Genomic DNA, 15,762 nt, shown 5'->3' with positions numbered 1-15,762 from the left:
CTACTTCGTCCAGGCCGAGATGGGATTCCCCAGCCAGCGCGAATCGGCGGGAACCGCGTCGCCCCGGGTCACCAGGGAGCCCGGTCCGACGGTCGTCCGCGCGCCGATGCTCGCGCCAGGCAGCACGATACCGTGCGGCCCGAGCGTCGCTCCCTCGTCCAGGGTCACCGGCGACATCGTCATGATCCGGTCGTGGAACAGGTGCGTCTGCACCACGCAGCCACGGTTGATCGTCGCGCCGTCGCCGAGACGCACCAGGTCCGACTCGGGCAGCCAGTACGTCTCCAGCCACACGCCGCGGCCGATCTTGACGCCCATGGTCCGCAGCCACGCGGGCAGCAGCGGCGTGCCGCCGAGCGAGCCGATCAGCCACGGGACGGCGAGCGCCTCTACGAAGGTGTCAGCGAGTTCGTTGCGCCAGACGAACGAACTCCACAAGGGATGGTCGACCGCGCGGAACCGGCCGACCAGCAGCCACTTCATCGCGGTGGCGGTCAGCGCGGCGACGGCACCGGCGGCGAGCAGCAACGGCCCACCGAGCAGCACGGCGACCACGAACCCGAAGGACGACGCGAGCGCGAAGATCCCGGCGGCCACCAGCACGGTCAGCGCGACGCCGCACATCACCGGCACGATGCGGCACAGTTCGACGAGCGCACGCGCCGCCTTCAGCCGCAGCGGCGGGGTGTACGTGCGGCTCGTGTCGGACTCGCCGACCGACCGGCGGACCGGCAGCGGCGGCATCCCGAGGTACGACGAGCCCTTCTTCGCTTTGAGCGGGGCCGACGACAGCACGCCGACCAGACCGCGTTTCGGCACCGAACGCCCCGGCGCGGCCATCCCCGAGTTGCCGAGGAACGCCTGCTTGCCGATCCGCGCCGGCGCGACGTGCAGCCAGCCGTGGCCGAGTTCGTAGGTGGCGACCATGGTGTCGTCCGCGAGGAACGCGCCACTGTCCACCTGGGTCATCTTCGGCAGCGCGAGGACGGTGGACGCCTCGACGTTGCGGCCGACCTTCGCCCCGAGCATCCGGAGCCACACCGGGGTGAACAGGCTGGCGTACAAGGGGAACAGCCCTTCACGCGCCATACCCATCAGCCGTTCGGTCGCCCAGACCTGCCACGCGACGCGACCGTGAACGGGGTGGTAACCCTCGACCATGCCGATGCTCAGCGAACGGACGCCGGCGAGCACGAGCAGGGCGTAGGACAGGAAGTACGCGACGGTCGCGAGCGGCGTGAACAGCAGCGCCTGCCCGAGCGCGGCACCCAAGGACGAAGCACCGGAGATCGCGTAACCCAGCACCGCGACGGCGGGCAGGGCGGCGACGGCGGGCAGCAGGCCCAGCGCGACCGAGGTCGCGCCGTAGACCGAAGCCCAGAACCGCGAACGCGGCGGGCGGCTCGACGGCCACTTCAGCGAGTCCTTCGTGGCACGGGCGGCGGGGGCACCGGCCCAGCGCTGCCCGGCGGGCACGTTGCCGCGGACGGTCGACCCCGCCGCGATCTCCGCGCCCTTGCCGATCCGCGCGCCGGGGAACAGCGTGCTGCGCGCGCCGATCCGCGCGTCGGCGCCGATCCGGATCTTGCCGATGTGCACGAGATCGCCGTCCACCCAGTGCCCGGTCAGGTCGACCTCGGGTTCGATGGCGGCTCCACGGCCGAGTTTCAGCATGCCGGTGACCGGCGGCGGGGAGTGCAGATCGACGTCCTTCGCGATCCGTGCGCCGAGAGCCTTGGCGTACGTCGTCATCCAGGAAGCGCCCGCGACACTGTCCGCGCCGCTGAACTCGGCGAGCTTCTCCGCCGTCCACAGTCGCAAGTGGACACTCCCGCCACGCGGGTAACTGCCGGGGCGGACCCCTCGCAGCAGCAGCCGCGAGCCGGTGGCGGAGATCGCGATCCGGCCGGCGGGGCTGAACAGCGCGATCCAGGCGGCGGCGATCCACGCCCAGTGCAGCGTCGGCGCCCAGGCGAAACCGGCCAGCGACAGCACGTTCGACAGCGTCGCGGCGATGGTCGTCCAGCGCAGGCCGACCAGGCCCATCAGCGGGACCATCAGCAGCGACTGGATGATCCCGGCCTTGCGCGGGGTGGGCGCGATGTCGCGGCGTTCGGTCTTCTCGCCGCTCAGCGCGTCCAGCAGCGACGCGAGCGCGCCGAGCTTCGGGTTGGCGTAGATGTCGCTCACCGACACCTGCGGGTGCCGGGTGCGGATCCGCGCGATCAGCTGCGCGGCGGTCAGGCTTCCGCCGCCGTTGGTGAAGAAGTCGGCCTTCGGGTTGTCGACCGAGACGCCCAGGATCTCCGCCCAGCCTTCGGCGAGCCAGCTCTCCGTCGGGGACAGGCCGGATTTCGCGGCGTCCACAGTGGACAGCGGCCAGGGCAGCGCGTTGCGGTCGACCTTGCCGGAGGTGCGCGTCGGCAGGTCGTCGATCAGCGCCAGCAGCGGGACGAGCGCGGCGGGCAGCTGCTCGCGCAGCCGGGTCGCGGCCTCGTCGTGGTCGAACTCGACACCCTCGGCGGGCACGACGTACCCGACGAGCACCTGGTTTCCCGCCTTGGTGCGGCGGACCGCGGCGGCGGCGCCCTGAACTCCGGGCAGCGCCTGGAGCGCGGCGTCGACCTCGCCGAGTTCGATCCGGCGGCCGCCGAGCTTGACCTGCTCGTCGAGACGGCCGAGGAACAGCAGGCCCTCGGCTTCGGCGCGGACCATGTCACCGCTGCGGTACGCGCGGCGCCAGCCCAGCGAGGGCAGCGGCGCGAACTTCTCGGCGTCCTTCTCCGGGTCCAGGTAGCGGGCCAGGCCGACGCCGCCGATGACCAGCTCGCCGGTCTCCCCCATCGCGACCGGCTCACCCGCCTCGTCGACGACGGCGAGCTGCCAGCCCACCAGCGGCAGGCCGATGCGGACCGGGCCTTCGCCGGTCATCTGCGCGGCGCAGGCGACGACGGTGGCCTCGGTCGGGCCGTAGGTGTTCCAGACTTCGCGGCCTTCGACGGCGACGCGTTCGGCCAGCTCCGGCGGGCACGCTTCGCCGCCGAAGATCAGCAGGCGGACGTCTTCCAGCGCGTCGGCGGGCCACAACGCGGCCAGCGTCGGCACGGTCGACACCACGGTGATGCCCTGCGCGACCAGCCAGGGGCCGAGGTCGACGCCGGTGCGCACGAGCGAACGCGGCGCCGGGACCAGGCAAGCGCCGTGGCGCCAGGCGAGCCACATCTCTTCGCACGACGCGTCGAACGCGACGGACAGGCCCGCGAGCACGCGGTCGCCCGGGCCGATCGGCTCCTCGGTGAGGAACAACTGTGCTTCGGCGTCGACGAAGGCGGCGGCCGAGGCGTGCGAGACCGCGACGCCCTTCGGCTTCCCGGTCGAACCGGAGGTGAAGATGATCCAGGCGTCGTCGGTCGGCGCGGGCGAGCCTTCGACACCGCCCGGCGAGCCGACGACGGTGATCGCGCCGCCATCGGTGACGACGGCCGCGACGTCGGCCTCGCCGAAGACCAGCTCGGCGCGCTCGTCCGGGTCGTCCGCGTCGACCGGCACGTAGGCGGCGCCGACGGACAGGATGGCGAGGATCGCGACGTAGAGCTCCGCGGTGCCCGAGGAGATCCGGACGCCGACCCGGTCGCCGACGCCGACCCCGTTGGCGGTCAGCTTGCGGCCGTAGGCGTCGATCTCCTCGACGAGCTTGCGGTAGGACAGCGTGGTCTCGCCGTCGTCGATCGCACCCGCGTTGGGGTGGCGGGCGGCGGTCTCGGCGAGGATGTCGAGCAGGGTGCGCTCACCGGCGCCGAGACCGGACCAGAACAGGGCGCGGTCGGCGAGGGGGGTGGAAGAGGGAGCGACGGTGACGTCGGCGACACAGGCGATCGGCCGGGAATCGGCGGTCAGTGTCATCGGCTCATCACCACGGGCAGGGCATAACCATGGGCGCGCAAGCCCACCACACACCTTTCGCGAAGTGCATCATTCGGGCTCGCTCTCCGAATGAGGCGCCCGCTAGCAGACCTATGACTTTACCGCAGGTGAACGACATATCTCGGGAGGGTCTCGGCAGAGTGTCGAACCTCACCGGCGGACACGCCGAAACCCGAGGTCATCGGCGTGTCCACCCAGTGAAATATTCACCTACATCGTGAGAAGTCAGCGCGCTTTCGGTTTACCCGCTGATTTTCCGGCCGCTTTTCCGCCCGCCTTGGGCCTTTGCTTCTTTTCGCGGACCCGGACATTCACCCGGACGGGTGTGCCTTCGAAACCGAACCGCTCACGGAACTTGCGTTCGATGAACCGACGGTAGCCCGCCTCGAGGAAGCCGGTGGTGAACAGGACCAGCGTCGGCGGCCGGATACCGGCCTGGGTCGCGAACAGCACCTTCGGCTGCTTGCCACCGCGCACCGGCGGCGGGGTCGCGGCGATGAGGTCGGCGAGCCAGCCGTTGAGCTGGCCGGTGGGGACACGCTGGTCCCACGACTTCAGCGCGGTCCGCAGCGCGGGCGCGAGCTTGCGCACCGAACGGCCGGTGAGCGCCGAGATGTTGACCTTGTCCGCCCACGGCACCCGCACCAGGCCGCGGTCCAGTTCGCGGACCATGGCGTGACGGCGGTCCTCGTCGACGAGGTCCCACTTGTTGAAGGCGAGCACGCAGGCGCGGCCCGCTTCGACGACCATGGTCAGCACCCGCAGGTCCTGTTCGGACAGCGGTTCGGCCGCGTCCAGCAGCACGATCGCGACCTCGGCCGCGTCGATCGCGGTCTTGGTCCGCAGCGACGCGTAGTACTCCGCGCCGTTGGCCGAGTTGACCCGCTTGCGCAGGCCCGCCGTGTCGACGAACCGCCAGGTCTCGCCGTCCAGTTCGACCAGCGAGTCGACCGGGTCGACGGTGGTGCCGGCGACCGAGTCCACGACGGACCGCTCCTCGCCGGACAGCTTGTTCAGCAGGCTGGACTTGCCCACGTTCGGCTTGCCGACCAGCGCGACGCGGCGCGGGCCGGTGGTCGCGCGGTCGCCGTCGCGCGGCATCTCCGGCAGCGCCTTGACGATGGCGTCGAGCAGGTCGCCCGAGCTGCGGCCGTGCAGCGCGCTGACCGGGTACGGCTCGCCGAGGCCGAGCGACCACAGCGACGCGGTGTCGGCGAGCAGACGGTCGTCGTCGACCTTGTTGGCGGCGAGCAGCACCGGCTTCTTCGACCGGCGCAGCACCTTGGAAACGGCCTCGTCGGTGGCCGTCGCGCCGACGCTGGCGTCGATCACCAGCAGGACCGCGTCGGCGGTGGCCATCGCCATCTCGGCCTGCGCGGCGACGGAGGCCTGCAGCCCGGTCGCGTCCGGCTCCCAGCCGCCCGTGTCCACCAGCGTGAACCGGCGGCCCGCCCAGAAGGCGTCGTAGGCGACGCGGTCCCTGGTCACGCCGGGGACGTCCTGCACGACCGCCTCGCGGCGGCCGAGGATGCGGTTGACCAGGGTCGACTTGCCCACGTTCGGCCTGCCGACGACGGCGAGGACCGGCTGCGCGAGCTGCGCCTCCTCCTCGGCCTCGCCCGCGGCGATCTGGGCGTCGAGCGCGGTGAATTCGGACTCGTCGGACCAGGAGCCGTCGATCTCGCCGACTCCGTCGAGCCCCGCCGACGTACTTCCCCCCGCGGATGCGGAGTCAAATCCAGTCATGTACTCAATCCTGTCGCGTGTCTCGGAGCCCGTGCTCCAAGCGCCATTCGTCCAGTGCCTTCACGAGGTCCGCGAGCGCGATGCGAAGCCGCTCGGTTCCCTCCTCCAGCCCTGTCCTTCCCTTCCCGATCGCGGGAGTGAAAGGTTCGCCGACCATGATGTCGACGCGTGGCCGCCAACGCCTCTTGGCGCCGGCGGGTTTGTACGTCCCCCGAGTGGCGACCGGAACCACGGTCGCGTTCCCGGCACGGACCAGGAAGGCCGCGCCGCGCTCGAAGTTTTCGGCGTCACCGAGGCCGCGGGTGCCTTCGGGGAAGATCCCGACCGCACCGCCGTCCTCGAGCACCTTGACCGCCGCCATCAGCGGCTTGCGGTCCACCGCCCCCCGTTTCACCGGGATCTGGCCCAGTTTCGGGAAGAACCAGCCGACGAACCCCCGGAAGAGTTCCTCCTTGACCAGGAACGCCGTGCGCCTCGGCAACATTCCGAAGAGCAGCTGCGGTTCCACCATCGAGCTGTGGTTGGCGATGAACACCACCGGACCCGACGCCGGAACCCGCTCGGCGCCGTGCACCCGCACCCGGAAGGCGGGCCGCACGATGAACTTCGCGATGCCGCGGCCGAACGTGTGGATCGGGCCGCTCGCGCCCTCGGGAAGGCCTCGCGCGGTCACCTCGTCGCCTCGGCCGGGCAACCTTCGAGAAGACCGCGGTGCAGGGCGAGTTCGGCCAGCGCGACGATCACCTGGTCGATGTTGAGCGCCGAGGTGTCCACCTCGACGGCGTCTTCGGCCGCGCGCAGGGGCGACGCCGCCCGCGTGGAGTCGAGGTGGTCGCGCCGCTCCACGGCCGCCTTCGCGACATCCACGGTGGACTCGCGACCCGCGGCGGAGTCCTGCGCGCTGCGACGCGCGGCGCGGACCTCGGCCGAAGCGGTGAGGAAGATCTTGAGCGGGGCGTCCGGCGAGACGACGGTGCCGATGTCGCGGCCTTCGACCACGATGCCGCCGACGCGGCCGAGCACCTCGGCGATGATCTCGCGTTGCCTGGCGACCAGCAGTTCGCGGACCGCCGGGACGGCCGAAACCGGTGAGACCGCGGTGGTGACGTCCGCGCCGCGGATCTCGGCGGCGACGTCTTCACCCGCCAGGGTCACGGTCGCCTCGTCCGGGCTGGTCCCGATGCCGAATTCGGCCTTCCGGGCGACGTCGGCGATCGCGTCCGCGTCGGTCAGGTCGGTGCCTGCGCGCAGGACGGCGAGGGTGACCATGCGGTACATCGCGCCGGTGTCGAGGTAACCGGCGCCGAGCTTCGTCGCGAGCTTCCGCGAAACCGTGGATTTCCCGGTTCCGGACGGGCCGTCCATCGCGACCACACCACGCAGGGCTCCCGTCACCGAAACTCTCCTCAGCTCATTCGTCGCTCACCTGATCGACGACCATTCTGCCTGGTGGCGCGCGACACGCCTCAGCCGCCCACGGCGAACCGGTCGACGAGCATGCCGATCCGTTCCGCGCGCGCGGGCGCCGGGAGCCGCCGGCTGCGTTCGAGAGTGACCAGGCCGTGCAAAGCCGCCCAGAAGGTCTCGGTGTAGAGGGCCGGGTCGTATTCGCCGGCGACCGGGCCGACGACTTCGAACAGCGCGCCGAACGCGTCCTTGAGCGGCTCCGGACTGTCCGGGCTGGCGAAGCTCAGTTCACTGGCGAGAGTGAAGATCGCGTCGTAGAGCGCGGGTTTGCGGTCGGCGAAGTCGAAGTAGTTCTCGGCCAGCCGCAGCAGCGCCTCCCGCGAGCCCTCCGCCGCCCCGGCACCTTTCCGCATGTCGGCTGCCATTTCGGTGCAGCCTTCGAGTGCCGCGGCCGCCATGATCGCCCCCTTGCCGGAGAAGTGGCTGTAGAGCACGGGCTGGCTGTACTCGATCTTCGCCGCCAGCCGTCGCGTGGTGACCGCGTCCCAGCCCTCCTCTTCGGCGATCTCGCGGGCGGTGGTGACGATCAGCTGTTCGCGTTGCGAGCGGTCCCGCTCGCGCCGGGGGTTGGTGACCATACGAATATGCTAGCACCGCTAGACAAGCTAGCAGTGCTAGCGCTAGTGTCCGTCTCGTTCCTAGCGCTGCTAGCTTTTGGAGTCGGAGACCATGACCAGAATCAAGATCGCTTACGTCCTGTCCGCCGCCCTCGTGCTCTTCGTCCTCTACTTCGGGAGCGGTTACGTGTTCTTCCCGGCGACCCAGACGGGTGGCTTCGGACTGCCGGTGATTCCGTCCGAAGGCGACCCGATCCTCGCCGTCAAAGGCGTCCGCGACATCGGCACGGCGCTCGTGGTGCTCGCGTTGCTCCTGTTCCGGAACGCCCGCGCACTGGGCTGGGCGATGCTCGCGATGGCCTTCATCCCGTTCGGCGACATGCTGATCGTGTTGACCCACAACGGATCCGTGGCCGCCGCCCTCGGCATCCACGGCGCGACGTGTGCCCTGATGCTCGGGATCTCGGCGCTGTTCCTGATCCGCCCGAAGCGCGACGAACGGTGAGTTACTGTTGACGTCGTGAACGTCGAAGTGACCCCGCTCCCCGGAATAGGCGTCCGCAAGGACTTCGCCACCCGCAACGGCCGCCGCGTAGGCGTGGTGACCCATCGCGATGGGCACGTCGAGCTGATCGTGTCCAAAACGGACGATCCCGACGCCTGCCTGGCCTCACTTCCGCTCACCACCGACGAAGCGGGCGCGCTGGGCAACCTGCTCGGCGCGCCCCAGCTGGTCGCCCAGCTCACCGAAGAGCACCGGGACCTGCCCGGCATCAACACCAAGCAGCTGCCGATCAAGGCGTCGTCGCCGTTCGACGGCCGGACGCTCGGTGACACCGCCATGCGGTCGCGCACGAGCGTCTCGGTCGTCGCGGTGATGCGGGCCGGGCAAGTCCACCCCTCCCCCACGCCGGACTTCAATCTCACCGCGGGCGACGTCCTCGTCGCGGTCGGCACCTCCGAAGGTCTCGAGGCCGCCGTCAAGATCTTGAAGTACGGCTGATCGCGGATGGATCACACCGCACTGTCCTTGATCGAACTCGGGGCGGTCTTCTTCGGGCTGGGCGCGTTGGGCCGCCTCGCCGGGAAGATCGGGATGTCCCCGATCCCGCTGTATCTGATCGGTGGCCTGTGCTTCGGGCAGGGCGGGCTCATCCCGCTCGGCGACATCGGCGACTTCACCCACCTCGCCAGCGAGATCGGCGTCGTCCTCCTGCTGCTCCTGCTGGGCCTGGAGTACTCGGCGGCCGAGCTGTTCACCGGGCTGAAACGCTCGTGGGTGGCGGGTCTCGTGGACATCGTGCTCAACGCCGCGCCCGGCGCGATCGTCGCGCTCATCCTCGGCTGGGGGCCGATCGGCGCGATCGTGATGGCGGGCGTCACCTACATCTCGTCGTCCGGGATCATCGCGAAGGTCCTCGGCGACCTGGGAAGGCTCGGTAACCGGGAAACCCCGGTGGTGCTGTCGATCCTGGTGTTCGAGGATCTGGTGATGGCGCTGTACCTGCCGATCCTCACCGCGGTGCTCGGCGGGGTCAGCTTCCTCGGCGGCCTCAAGGCGGTCGGGATCTCGCTGATGGTGATCACCGTCGTCCTGGTGATCGCGCTGAAGTTCGGCCGGTACGTCTCCGCGGCGGTGGACAGCCCGGACCGCGAGGTGTTCCTCCTCAAGGTCCTCGGCGCGGCCCTGCTGGTCGCCGGCCTGGCTTCGGCGATGCAGGTTTCGGCCGCGGTCGGCGCGTTCCTGCTCGGCATCGCGATCTCGGGTTCGACGGCGGAGAACGCGACGCACATGCTCGAACCGCTGCGAGATCTCTTCGCCGCCGTGTTCTTCGTCGTGTTCGGGCTCAACACGAACCCCGCGTCGATCCCGCCCGTGCTCGGCTGGGCGGTCGTCCTGGCGGTCGCGACCACGCTCACGAAGGTCGGCACCGGCTGGTGGGCCGCGCGGAGACAGGGCATCGGGAAGATGGGCCGGGCCCGCGCCGGGGCCGCGTTGGTCGCGCGAGGCGAGTTCTCGATCGTCATCGCCGGGCTGGCGGTGGCGGCGGGCGCCGTGACCGGCGAACTCGCCGCACTCGCGACGGCGTACGTGCTCCTGATGGCGATCCTCGGCCCGACGGCCGCGCGGATCGTCGAACCGGTTGCCCGCGCGCTGCAGCGTAAGCCATTCGGCTCGAAGGCCGCCGCTTCCCAGACCGGCTGAACCTCCGCCAGGAACGGCCCTTTCCCTAGGAGTTTCGCAAGGAAAGGGCCGTTCCGGGCATTGGCCTAGCCGCGCTCGAGCCCCGATACGGTCGCCGGAGCGATCTGCGCGGGAGCCGCCGGAAGCGGAGCCGGAACCGCCGACGGTCCAGCCCCCGAGACGGGCAGAGCCAGCGAAGTCCTGCCCAGATCCACCGTGATCTTCGGATACTGCGACGGGCCGGAGATGAACGAGCCGTCCGTCCCGCCGATGATCAGGGCAAGCTGATGTCCCGCCGGCACGACATGGTCCGTACTCGCCAGCCGGAACGTCATCGTGTACGGCTGCCCCGGAGTCAGCGGCGATTCCTGGGTCAGCGACCGGTGGTTGGCCAGATCCGCCCACCCGCGGCTGATGATGTTCAGGCCCACCGACACCGCGTCGGTGCTCGTGTCCAGGTAGCAGGCGTCGTTACCGGGTGCGCTCGCGCCCCAGCACGACTGGGTCAGCTCGTTCTTGATGCCTTCCTTCGGTCCGGTGTAGTTCCGGATCGTCGCCGGGCCGTAGTCGACCAAGACCGCCGAGAGCCGCGCGGTGGGCGTCGACGGCGTCGCGGTCACAGTCACCTTCGCCGTCCCGGAGACGTGCAGGTCCTTCGCGAGCGCGCCGGTGCTGAACAGCACGCGCCCGCTCGCGGTCTCCGTCGGCCTCGCGGCCCAGCTGTTCGAGGACTGGCCCGACGAGTCCGTGAACGAGACCGTGCCCGTTCCCGCGGTCGTGCCCAGCGTGCCGACACCCGGTGTGCTCCCGGCCGCGGGGCGCAGGGTGACGGCGCTGCCCGCGGGCCACGCCGGCTGGTCCACCCAGACGTCGGGCTCGCGTTCCACACTCGCGCCCGGGGTCTTCTCGATACCGTTGTCCACGCCGAGCAGGTAGTGGTCGAACCACTTGTGCAGGGTGTCGACCCACGCCGATCGCCGGTAGTCGAACGGATCGACGTGGCCCGCCTGCGTCAGCCAGATCTTGCGCTCGACGTTCAGCGCTTCCCACCACTGCCCGAAGTTGATCGTCTTGACGTTGAGGTCACCCAAGCCGTGCGAAGCGAGCACGCTGGCCTTCACCTTCGAAGCGCTCTGCACGTGGTCCCGGTCGAGCCAGAACGCGTTGTAGTCGCCGTTCGAGGTCGCGCCCTCGGTGAGCTTCTGATTCGCCGCGGCGCAGTTCTGCCCGCCGTTGCGCCGCGAGACGGTCTGCGCGAGCCCCGCCGGGCTCCCCTGACGCAGGTTCGCGCCGTCGGAGCGGTAGTAGTCGTACCAGGAGCTGATGGCGCCGATCGGCACGATGGTCTTGAGCCCGTCGACGCCGGTCGCGGCGACGCCGTTGGCCACCGTGCCGTCGTAGGACTTCCCGATCATGCCGACCGCGCCCGTCGACCAGGTCGCGTTCGTCCTGGCCGGACCGGTCGCCGTCGTGTAACCGTTCGCGCGGCCGTTCAGCCAGTCGACGACCTTGCGCGCCGAATTGACGTCCGAAGGGCCACCGATGTCGGTGCAGCCGCGGGACTTGTTGGTACCGGCCAGATCCACCAGGACCACGGCGTACCCGCGCGGGACGAAGAAGTTGTCGTAGTAGAGCGGGAACCCGACCGGCCTGCCCGCCGAGTCGTAGGTCTTGAGCTCGCTCTCGTTGCCCCGCCCGCAGCACGAGTAGTACGGGCTCGCGTCCATGATGACCGGGACCTTCTTGCCCTGCGCCGCCGGTTCCTTCGGCCGGATGATGTCCGCGGCGACCCGGTCCGAACGGCCGTCGCCGTCACCGTCGAGCCCGATGTCCACCCAAGCCGTCTCGCGGACGGCCTTGGCGAAGTCGTAGACCGGTTCACTCGCCCGCGGTTTCGCCGCGGCCTGCGGTGCCGCGACCACGGCCGCGGCGACCGCCAAGATCCCTGCCAGCACAACTGTTTTCACGGTTGAGCCCTTCCCCGTCGGCTGAAAGCCCGTCAGGAAGAGCTAAACGCGGTGATCACCTGTGCAGTAGGGCGGAAAGTCTTGGTTACAGATCGACGGCGCGGTACAGCGAACCGACCTCGCCGCGGTTCAGCCGCCGGATCGAGCCCGAGCGCTGGGCGCCGAGCTGGACGTCGCCGAGCGCGGTCCGGACCAGTTTGCGCACCGGGTGCCCGGTGGCCGCCATCAGCCGCCGCACGATGTGCTTGCGACCCTCGTGGATGACCAGCTCGATCTGGGTGCGCCCGGCCAGCATGTCCTTGACCCGGAACTGGTCGACCTTGACGATGCCGTCCGGCAGCTCGAAACCGGCCCGCAGCTCCTTGCCGAGCCCGCGCGGGACGATGCCCTCGACCTCGGCGAAGTAGGTCTTCAGCACGCGGAACGACGGGTGCATCAGCCGGTGGCCGAGGTCGCCGTCGTTGGTGAGCAGCAGGAGGCCTTCGGTGTTCTCGTCGAGCCTGCCGACGTGCACGATGCCGGGCGTCTCCTCGTACCGGCCGCGCAGGTAGTCGCCGACGCACGGACGGCCGCGGTCGTCGTTCATCGTGCTGTGCACGCCCTTGGGCTTGTTCAGCAGGAGGTAGACGAGGTCCTCGCGGACCTGGACGCGGGTGCCGTCGACGTGGATCACGGAGTTGTCCGGATCGACCCGGCGGCCGAGTTCGGTGACCACCTTGCCGTCCACGCTCACGCGACCGCGCACGATCAGATCCTCGGCCGCGCGCCGCGAGGCGACGCCCGCCTGCGAAAGGACCTTCTGCAGCCGAATGCCGTCGGGATGCGGGTCAGATGTCATCGATGGTGTCCACTTCGGGTAGCAACGGAGCGATGGGCGGAAGGTCGGCCAGGGACGAGAGGCCCAGTCGCTCCAGGAACAGCTCGGTCGTCACGTACAGCGTGCCTGTGGTTTCGGGGTCGGTCCCCATCTCCTCGATCAGGCCGCGCGCCAGCAGCGTCCTGATCACCCCGTCCACGTTCACCCCTCGGACGGCGGCGACCCTGGCCCTGGTCACCGGCTGCCGATAGGCGATCACGGCGAGGCTCTCCAGTGCGGCTCGCGTCAGCTTGGAACGCTGGCCGTCGAGCAGAAGCTTCTCCACGAACGGGGCATAGACGTCCCTAGTGTAGAACCGCCACCCTTCGCCGACTCGGCGCAGGTCGATTCCGCTGGTCCGCTCGGTGAACTTCTGCGCCATCGTGCGCAGCGCCACGGTCACCCGCGACACGGGCTGGCCGACCGTGTCGGCGAGGGATTCCTCGTTGATCGGCGAGTCGACGACCAGGAGCAACGCCTCCAGGGCAGCTTCGAGCGCCTCGTCGGAGGTGACGTCGGGGTAGTCACCGTCGCCTGCCGCGACGAGCCCCTCGTCGGCAGGCGGCTCCGTCTCGGCTTCCGGCTCGACGGCAGAGGCCTCCGCGGTCGCTTCGGTCTCGGGCGTCTCTTCGGTCTTCTCGGTCTCTTCGGGGCTCACCCGTACTCCTCGTCCTCAGCGGCGGCGCGATCGTGTTCGGCCGCCACCGACGCCTCCTCCACGGACCCGCCGGTCCACCGCACGTGCAGTTCGGCGAGCGCCTCCAGCTGCTCGAACTGGACCGTGGCCTCCCGGTACAGCTCCAGCAGAGCGAGGAACCGCGCCACGATCTCGACGGTGTGCTCGCAGTCGTCGACCAGCTCGCCGAAGGTCGCTTCGCCTCGTTCTGCCAGCTTCAGCCGCAGCAGCGCGGCGTGCTCGCGCACCGAGACCCGGCCCATGTGGATATGCGCGATCGACACCTGTGGCGGCGGCTTCGGCCGGAAGACCGCCACGGCGATCTCGGCGAACTTCGCCGGGTCGACGCCTAGCATCACCTCGGGCAGCAGCCCCATGAACCGCTCTTCGAGCGCGACCGACCGCGGGTAGCGCCGCAGCGCACCCGCCTCCAGCTCACCGAACAGCGCCGCGACCTGCTTGTACGCCCGGTACTGCAGCACGCGCGCGAACAGCAGGTCCCTGGCTTCGAGCAGGGCGAGGTCGTCTTCGCTCTCCACCTCGGCGGCGGGCAGCAGCCGCGCCGCCTTGAGGTCGAGCAGGGTCGCCGCGATGACCAGGAACTCGGTCGTCTCGTCGAGGTTCCACTCCGTGCCGAGCGCACGGGTGTAGGCGATGAAATCGTCCGTGACCTGGTGCAACGCGACTTCGGTGACGTCGAGCTGGTGCTGCGAGATCAGCTGAAGCAGCAGATCGAAGGGGCCCTGGAAATTCGACAGGTTCACCTTGAACTTGGACGTGCTCAGCTCTTCACTGGCCAGTCCTTCGGGGACCATCCCGCCGTGCACGGTCTCGTGCACGACGGGGGTCTCGTCTGCCTCTGTCCGCTCGACCGGCTCTGAGCCGCTGGGAGCAGCCGCGGCCGGGTCGTCCATCAGCTCTCGGTCTCTTTCCCGTCCTCGCTGCCCGCCCGCAGGCGCTGGACGAGGACCGAGTCCTCGCCCGCCGCGTCGAAGTCGGCCAGCAGCACGGCCACCGCCTCGCGGACCAGCCTGCCGCGATCGAGGACGAGACCGTGCTTCGCCCGGAGGTTCAGCCTGGCCTGCTCCATCGCCAGCAGTTCGTCGCCGGAGACGTAGACGGTGATCTTCGCGTCGTGCTTGGTCCGCCCGGAGCCGCTGCGCGCGGCACGGGTCAGCCGTTCCTTGTGCTCGTTCCCTGAACCGTTCCCGTTGCCGTTCCCCTTCGCGGGGGCGGGCTGTTCGGGCGCGGGCGGGAGATCGAGCGCGGGGCTGGAGGTGATCCTGAAGAGTTCGGACGCTCCTGGCAGGGAAGCTCGCCTGCTCACCGAGCGATCACCTCGCGTGCCAGCGCGCGATAGGCCGCCGCGCCGGCTGATTTGGGAGCCCAGGTCGTGATCGGCTCGCCCGCGACCGTCGTCTCGGGGAACCGCACGGTGCGGTTGATCACCGTGTCGAACACGGTGTCGCCGAATGCCTCCACCACTCTCGCCATGACCTCCTTCGAGTGCAGGGTTCTCGGGTCGTACATGGTGGCGAGAATCCCGGTGATGTCCAGTTTGGGGTTGAGGCGTTCCTGCACCTTCTCGATGGTGTCGATCAGGAGCGCTACGCCTCGCAGACTGAAGAACTCGCACTCCAGCGGGATGATCACACCGTCCGCGGCGGTCAGTGCGTTCACCGTCAGCAGGCCTAGCGAGGGCTGGCAGTCGACAAGAACATAGTCGTAGTCGTTCATGACCGGACGAAGGACCCGTAACAAAGTGTGTTCGCGCCCTACCTCTGCGACCAACTGGACCTCGGCCGCGGACAGGTCGATGTTGCTCGGCAGCAGGTCGACGCCGTCCACCCGGGTCTTCCGGATGACGTCGGTGATGGCGACCGAGCGCTCCATGATGACGTTGTAGACCGTCTGGTCCAGCTCGTGCGGCTGAATGCCGAGGCCGACCGAGAGCGCGCCCTGTGGGTCGAAGTCGACCAGCAGCACCCGGCGGCCGCATTCGGCCAGCGCCGCGCCGAGGTTGATGGTCGAGGTGGTCTTGCCGACCCCGCCCTTCTGGTTGCACATGGCCATCACCAGTGCGGGACCGTGCCGGTCCAGCGGCGGCGGATCGGGGATCTCGCGGTACGGGCGGCCGGTGGGGCCGATCCCGTCCCTCTCGAGTTCTTGCTGCTTGGTTTCTTTGGCGCGCTTGGCCTTGCGGCCGCGGGAAGAGATCGTGTCCTCCGACGGTTCGTCGCCGTCGTGTTCGGCGGGGGTTGCGATGGTCACCTGGCTGAGGCTCGCGGCAGCCGAACCGGCGGACGCGGACGGCTTCGCCGGCTCGTTCGGTGTCGACATAACGCGAAAGCTCCTCTTCGGCAGGATCCTCGGCAGCCTATGCG

14 protein-coding genes are annotated in these 15,762 nt (G+C 69.8%); 3 read left to right on the top strand and 11 right to left on the bottom strand.

Translation table 11 applies throughout. The annotated features are described in order from the left end of the window. The 5 genes from NQK81_RS41785 to NQK81_RS41765 form a co-directional block, all read right to left on the bottom strand. Positions 1-3,903, bottom strand: a complete 3,903-nt coding sequence (locus tag NQK81_RS41785; protein ID WP_257485887.1) for a Pls/PosA family non-ribosomal peptide synthetase — start codon at positions 3,901-3,903, stop codon at positions 1-3. A 246-nt stretch (positions 3,904-4,149) separates the two neighbouring features. Beyond that, positions 4,150-5,670, bottom strand: a complete 1,521-nt coding sequence (gene der, locus NQK81_RS41780; protein WP_091599524.1) for a ribosome biogenesis GTPase Der — start codon at positions 5,668-5,670, stop codon at positions 4,150-4,152. Between the two features lie 4 nt (positions 5,671-5,674). Further along, positions 5,675-6,343, bottom strand: coding sequence for a lysophospholipid acyltransferase family protein (locus NQK81_RS41775; RefSeq protein WP_240593121.1), 669 nt, complete (start codon positions 6,341-6,343; stop codon positions 5,675-5,677). Continuing rightward, positions 6,340-7,044, bottom strand: a complete 705-nt coding sequence (gene cmk / locus NQK81_RS41770; RefSeq protein ID WP_257489949.1) for a (d)CMP kinase — start codon at positions 7,042-7,044, stop codon at positions 6,340-6,342. The genes NQK81_RS41775 and cmk overlap by 4 nt, the downstream gene beginning before the upstream one ends. 92 nt (positions 7,045-7,136) lie before the next feature. Next, on the bottom strand, positions 7,137-7,715 hold the full coding sequence (locus NQK81_RS41765; RefSeq protein ID WP_257485886.1) for a TetR/AcrR family transcriptional regulator: 579 nt from the start codon (positions 7,713-7,715) through the stop codon (positions 7,137-7,139). Positions 7,716-7,806: 91 nt separating this feature from the next. Here NQK81_RS41765 and NQK81_RS41760 point away from each other — a divergent pair, with 91 nt between their 5' ends. Genes NQK81_RS41760 through NQK81_RS41750 form a run of 3 tightly spaced genes read left to right on the top strand, consistent with a single transcriptional unit; the run spans position 7,807 to position 9,900 of the window. Beyond that, positions 7,807-8,199 (top strand): DUF4267 domain-containing protein, encoded by a 393-nt coding sequence (locus NQK81_RS41760; protein ID WP_257485885.1) that lies wholly within the window; start codon positions 7,807-7,809, stop codon positions 8,197-8,199. Between the two features lie 15 nt (positions 8,200-8,214). Beyond that, on the top strand, positions 8,215-8,697 hold the full coding sequence (locus tag NQK81_RS41755) for a cation:proton antiporter regulatory subunit (protein ID WP_126736758.1): 483 nt from the start codon (positions 8,215-8,217) through the stop codon (positions 8,695-8,697). Positions 8,698-8,703: 6 nt separating this feature from the next. Continuing rightward, the gene (locus NQK81_RS41750) at positions 8,704-9,900 is read left to right on the top strand and encodes a cation:proton antiporter (RefSeq protein WP_126736757.1); all 1,197 of its coding nucleotides are present in this window, start codon (positions 8,704-8,706) and stop codon (positions 9,898-9,900) included. Between the two features lie 65 nt (positions 9,901-9,965). Here NQK81_RS41750 and NQK81_RS41745 read toward each other — a convergent pair whose 3' ends face one another. The 6 genes from NQK81_RS41745 to NQK81_RS41720 form a co-directional block, all read right to left on the bottom strand. Then, positions 9,966-11,834 carry a Xaa-Pro dipeptidyl-peptidase gene (locus tag NQK81_RS41745; RefSeq protein ID WP_257489948.1) on the bottom strand — a complete coding sequence of 623 codons (1,869 nt, stop codon included), beginning with the start codon at positions 11,832-11,834 and terminating at the stop codon, positions 9,966-9,968. Positions 11,835-11,931: 97 nt separating this feature from the next. Continuing rightward, positions 11,932-12,684, bottom strand: coding sequence for a pseudouridine synthase (locus NQK81_RS41740; protein ID WP_007035528.1), 753 nt, complete (start codon positions 12,682-12,684; stop codon positions 11,932-11,934). Then, a complete protein-coding gene (gene scpB / locus NQK81_RS41735; RefSeq protein WP_257485884.1) occupies positions 12,674-13,360 on the bottom strand; it encodes an SMC-Scp complex subunit ScpB in 687 nt (228 codons plus the stop codon). Before scpB ends, NQK81_RS41740 begins: the two co-directional genes overlap by 11 nt. Then, complete coding sequence (locus NQK81_RS41730; RefSeq protein ID WP_185927359.1) at positions 13,357-14,292, bottom strand: segregation and condensation protein A; 936 nt, start codon at positions 14,290-14,292, stop codon at positions 13,357-13,359. The genes scpB and NQK81_RS41730 overlap by 4 nt, the downstream gene beginning before the upstream one ends. Further along, entirely contained in the window at positions 14,292-14,705 is a 414-nt protein-coding gene (locus tag NQK81_RS41725) for a cobyrinic acid a,c-diamide synthase (RefSeq protein WP_192741693.1), read from the bottom strand. Before NQK81_RS41725 ends, NQK81_RS41730 begins: the two co-directional genes overlap by 1 nt. Next, entirely contained in the window at positions 14,702-15,718 is a 1,017-nt protein-coding gene (locus tag NQK81_RS41720; protein ID WP_126736754.1) for a ParA family protein, read from the bottom strand. Before NQK81_RS41720 ends, NQK81_RS41725 begins: the two co-directional genes overlap by 4 nt. Positions 15,719-15,762 lie beyond the last annotated feature (44 nt).

The sequence above is a fragment of the Amycolatopsis roodepoortensis genome, from assembly GCF_024628825.1.
In the GTDB taxonomy this organism is placed as follows: domain Bacteria; phylum Actinomycetota; class Actinomycetes; order Mycobacteriales; family Pseudonocardiaceae; genus Amycolatopsis; species Amycolatopsis roodepoortensis.
Note: the sequence above shows the minus strand (reverse complement) of the source record. Positions and strands in the feature narration are given on the sequence as shown.

Coding starts and splice junctions, on each gene's coding strand:
- NQK81_RS41750 (WP_126736757.1), top strand. CDS start 8,704: ATGGATCACACCGCACTGTCCTTGATCGAACTCGGGGCGGTCTTCTTC.
- NQK81_RS41765 (WP_257485886.1), bottom strand. CDS start 7,715: ATGGTCACCAACCCCCGGCGCGAGCGGGACCGCTCGCAACGCGAACAG.
- NQK81_RS41720 (WP_126736754.1), bottom strand. CDS start 15,718: ATGTCGACACCGAACGAGCCGGCGAAGCCGTCCGCGTCCGCCGGTTCG.
- der (WP_091599524.1), bottom strand. CDS start 5,670: ATGACTGGATTTGACTCCGCATCCGCGGGGGGAAGTACGTCGGCGGGG.
- NQK81_RS41760 (WP_257485885.1), top strand. CDS start 7,807: ATGACCAGAATCAAGATCGCTTACGTCCTGTCCGCCGCCCTCGTGCTC.
- NQK81_RS41730 (WP_185927359.1), bottom strand. CDS start 14,292: ATGGACGACCCGGCCGCGGCTGCTCCCAGCGGCTCAGAGCCGGTCGAG.
- NQK81_RS41740 (WP_007035528.1), bottom strand. CDS start 12,684: ATGACATCTGACCCGCATCCCGACGGCATTCGGCTGCAGAAGGTCCTT.
- NQK81_RS41785 (WP_257485887.1), bottom strand. CDS start 3,903: ATGACACTGACCGCCGATTCCCGGCCGATCGCCTGTGTCGCCGACGTC.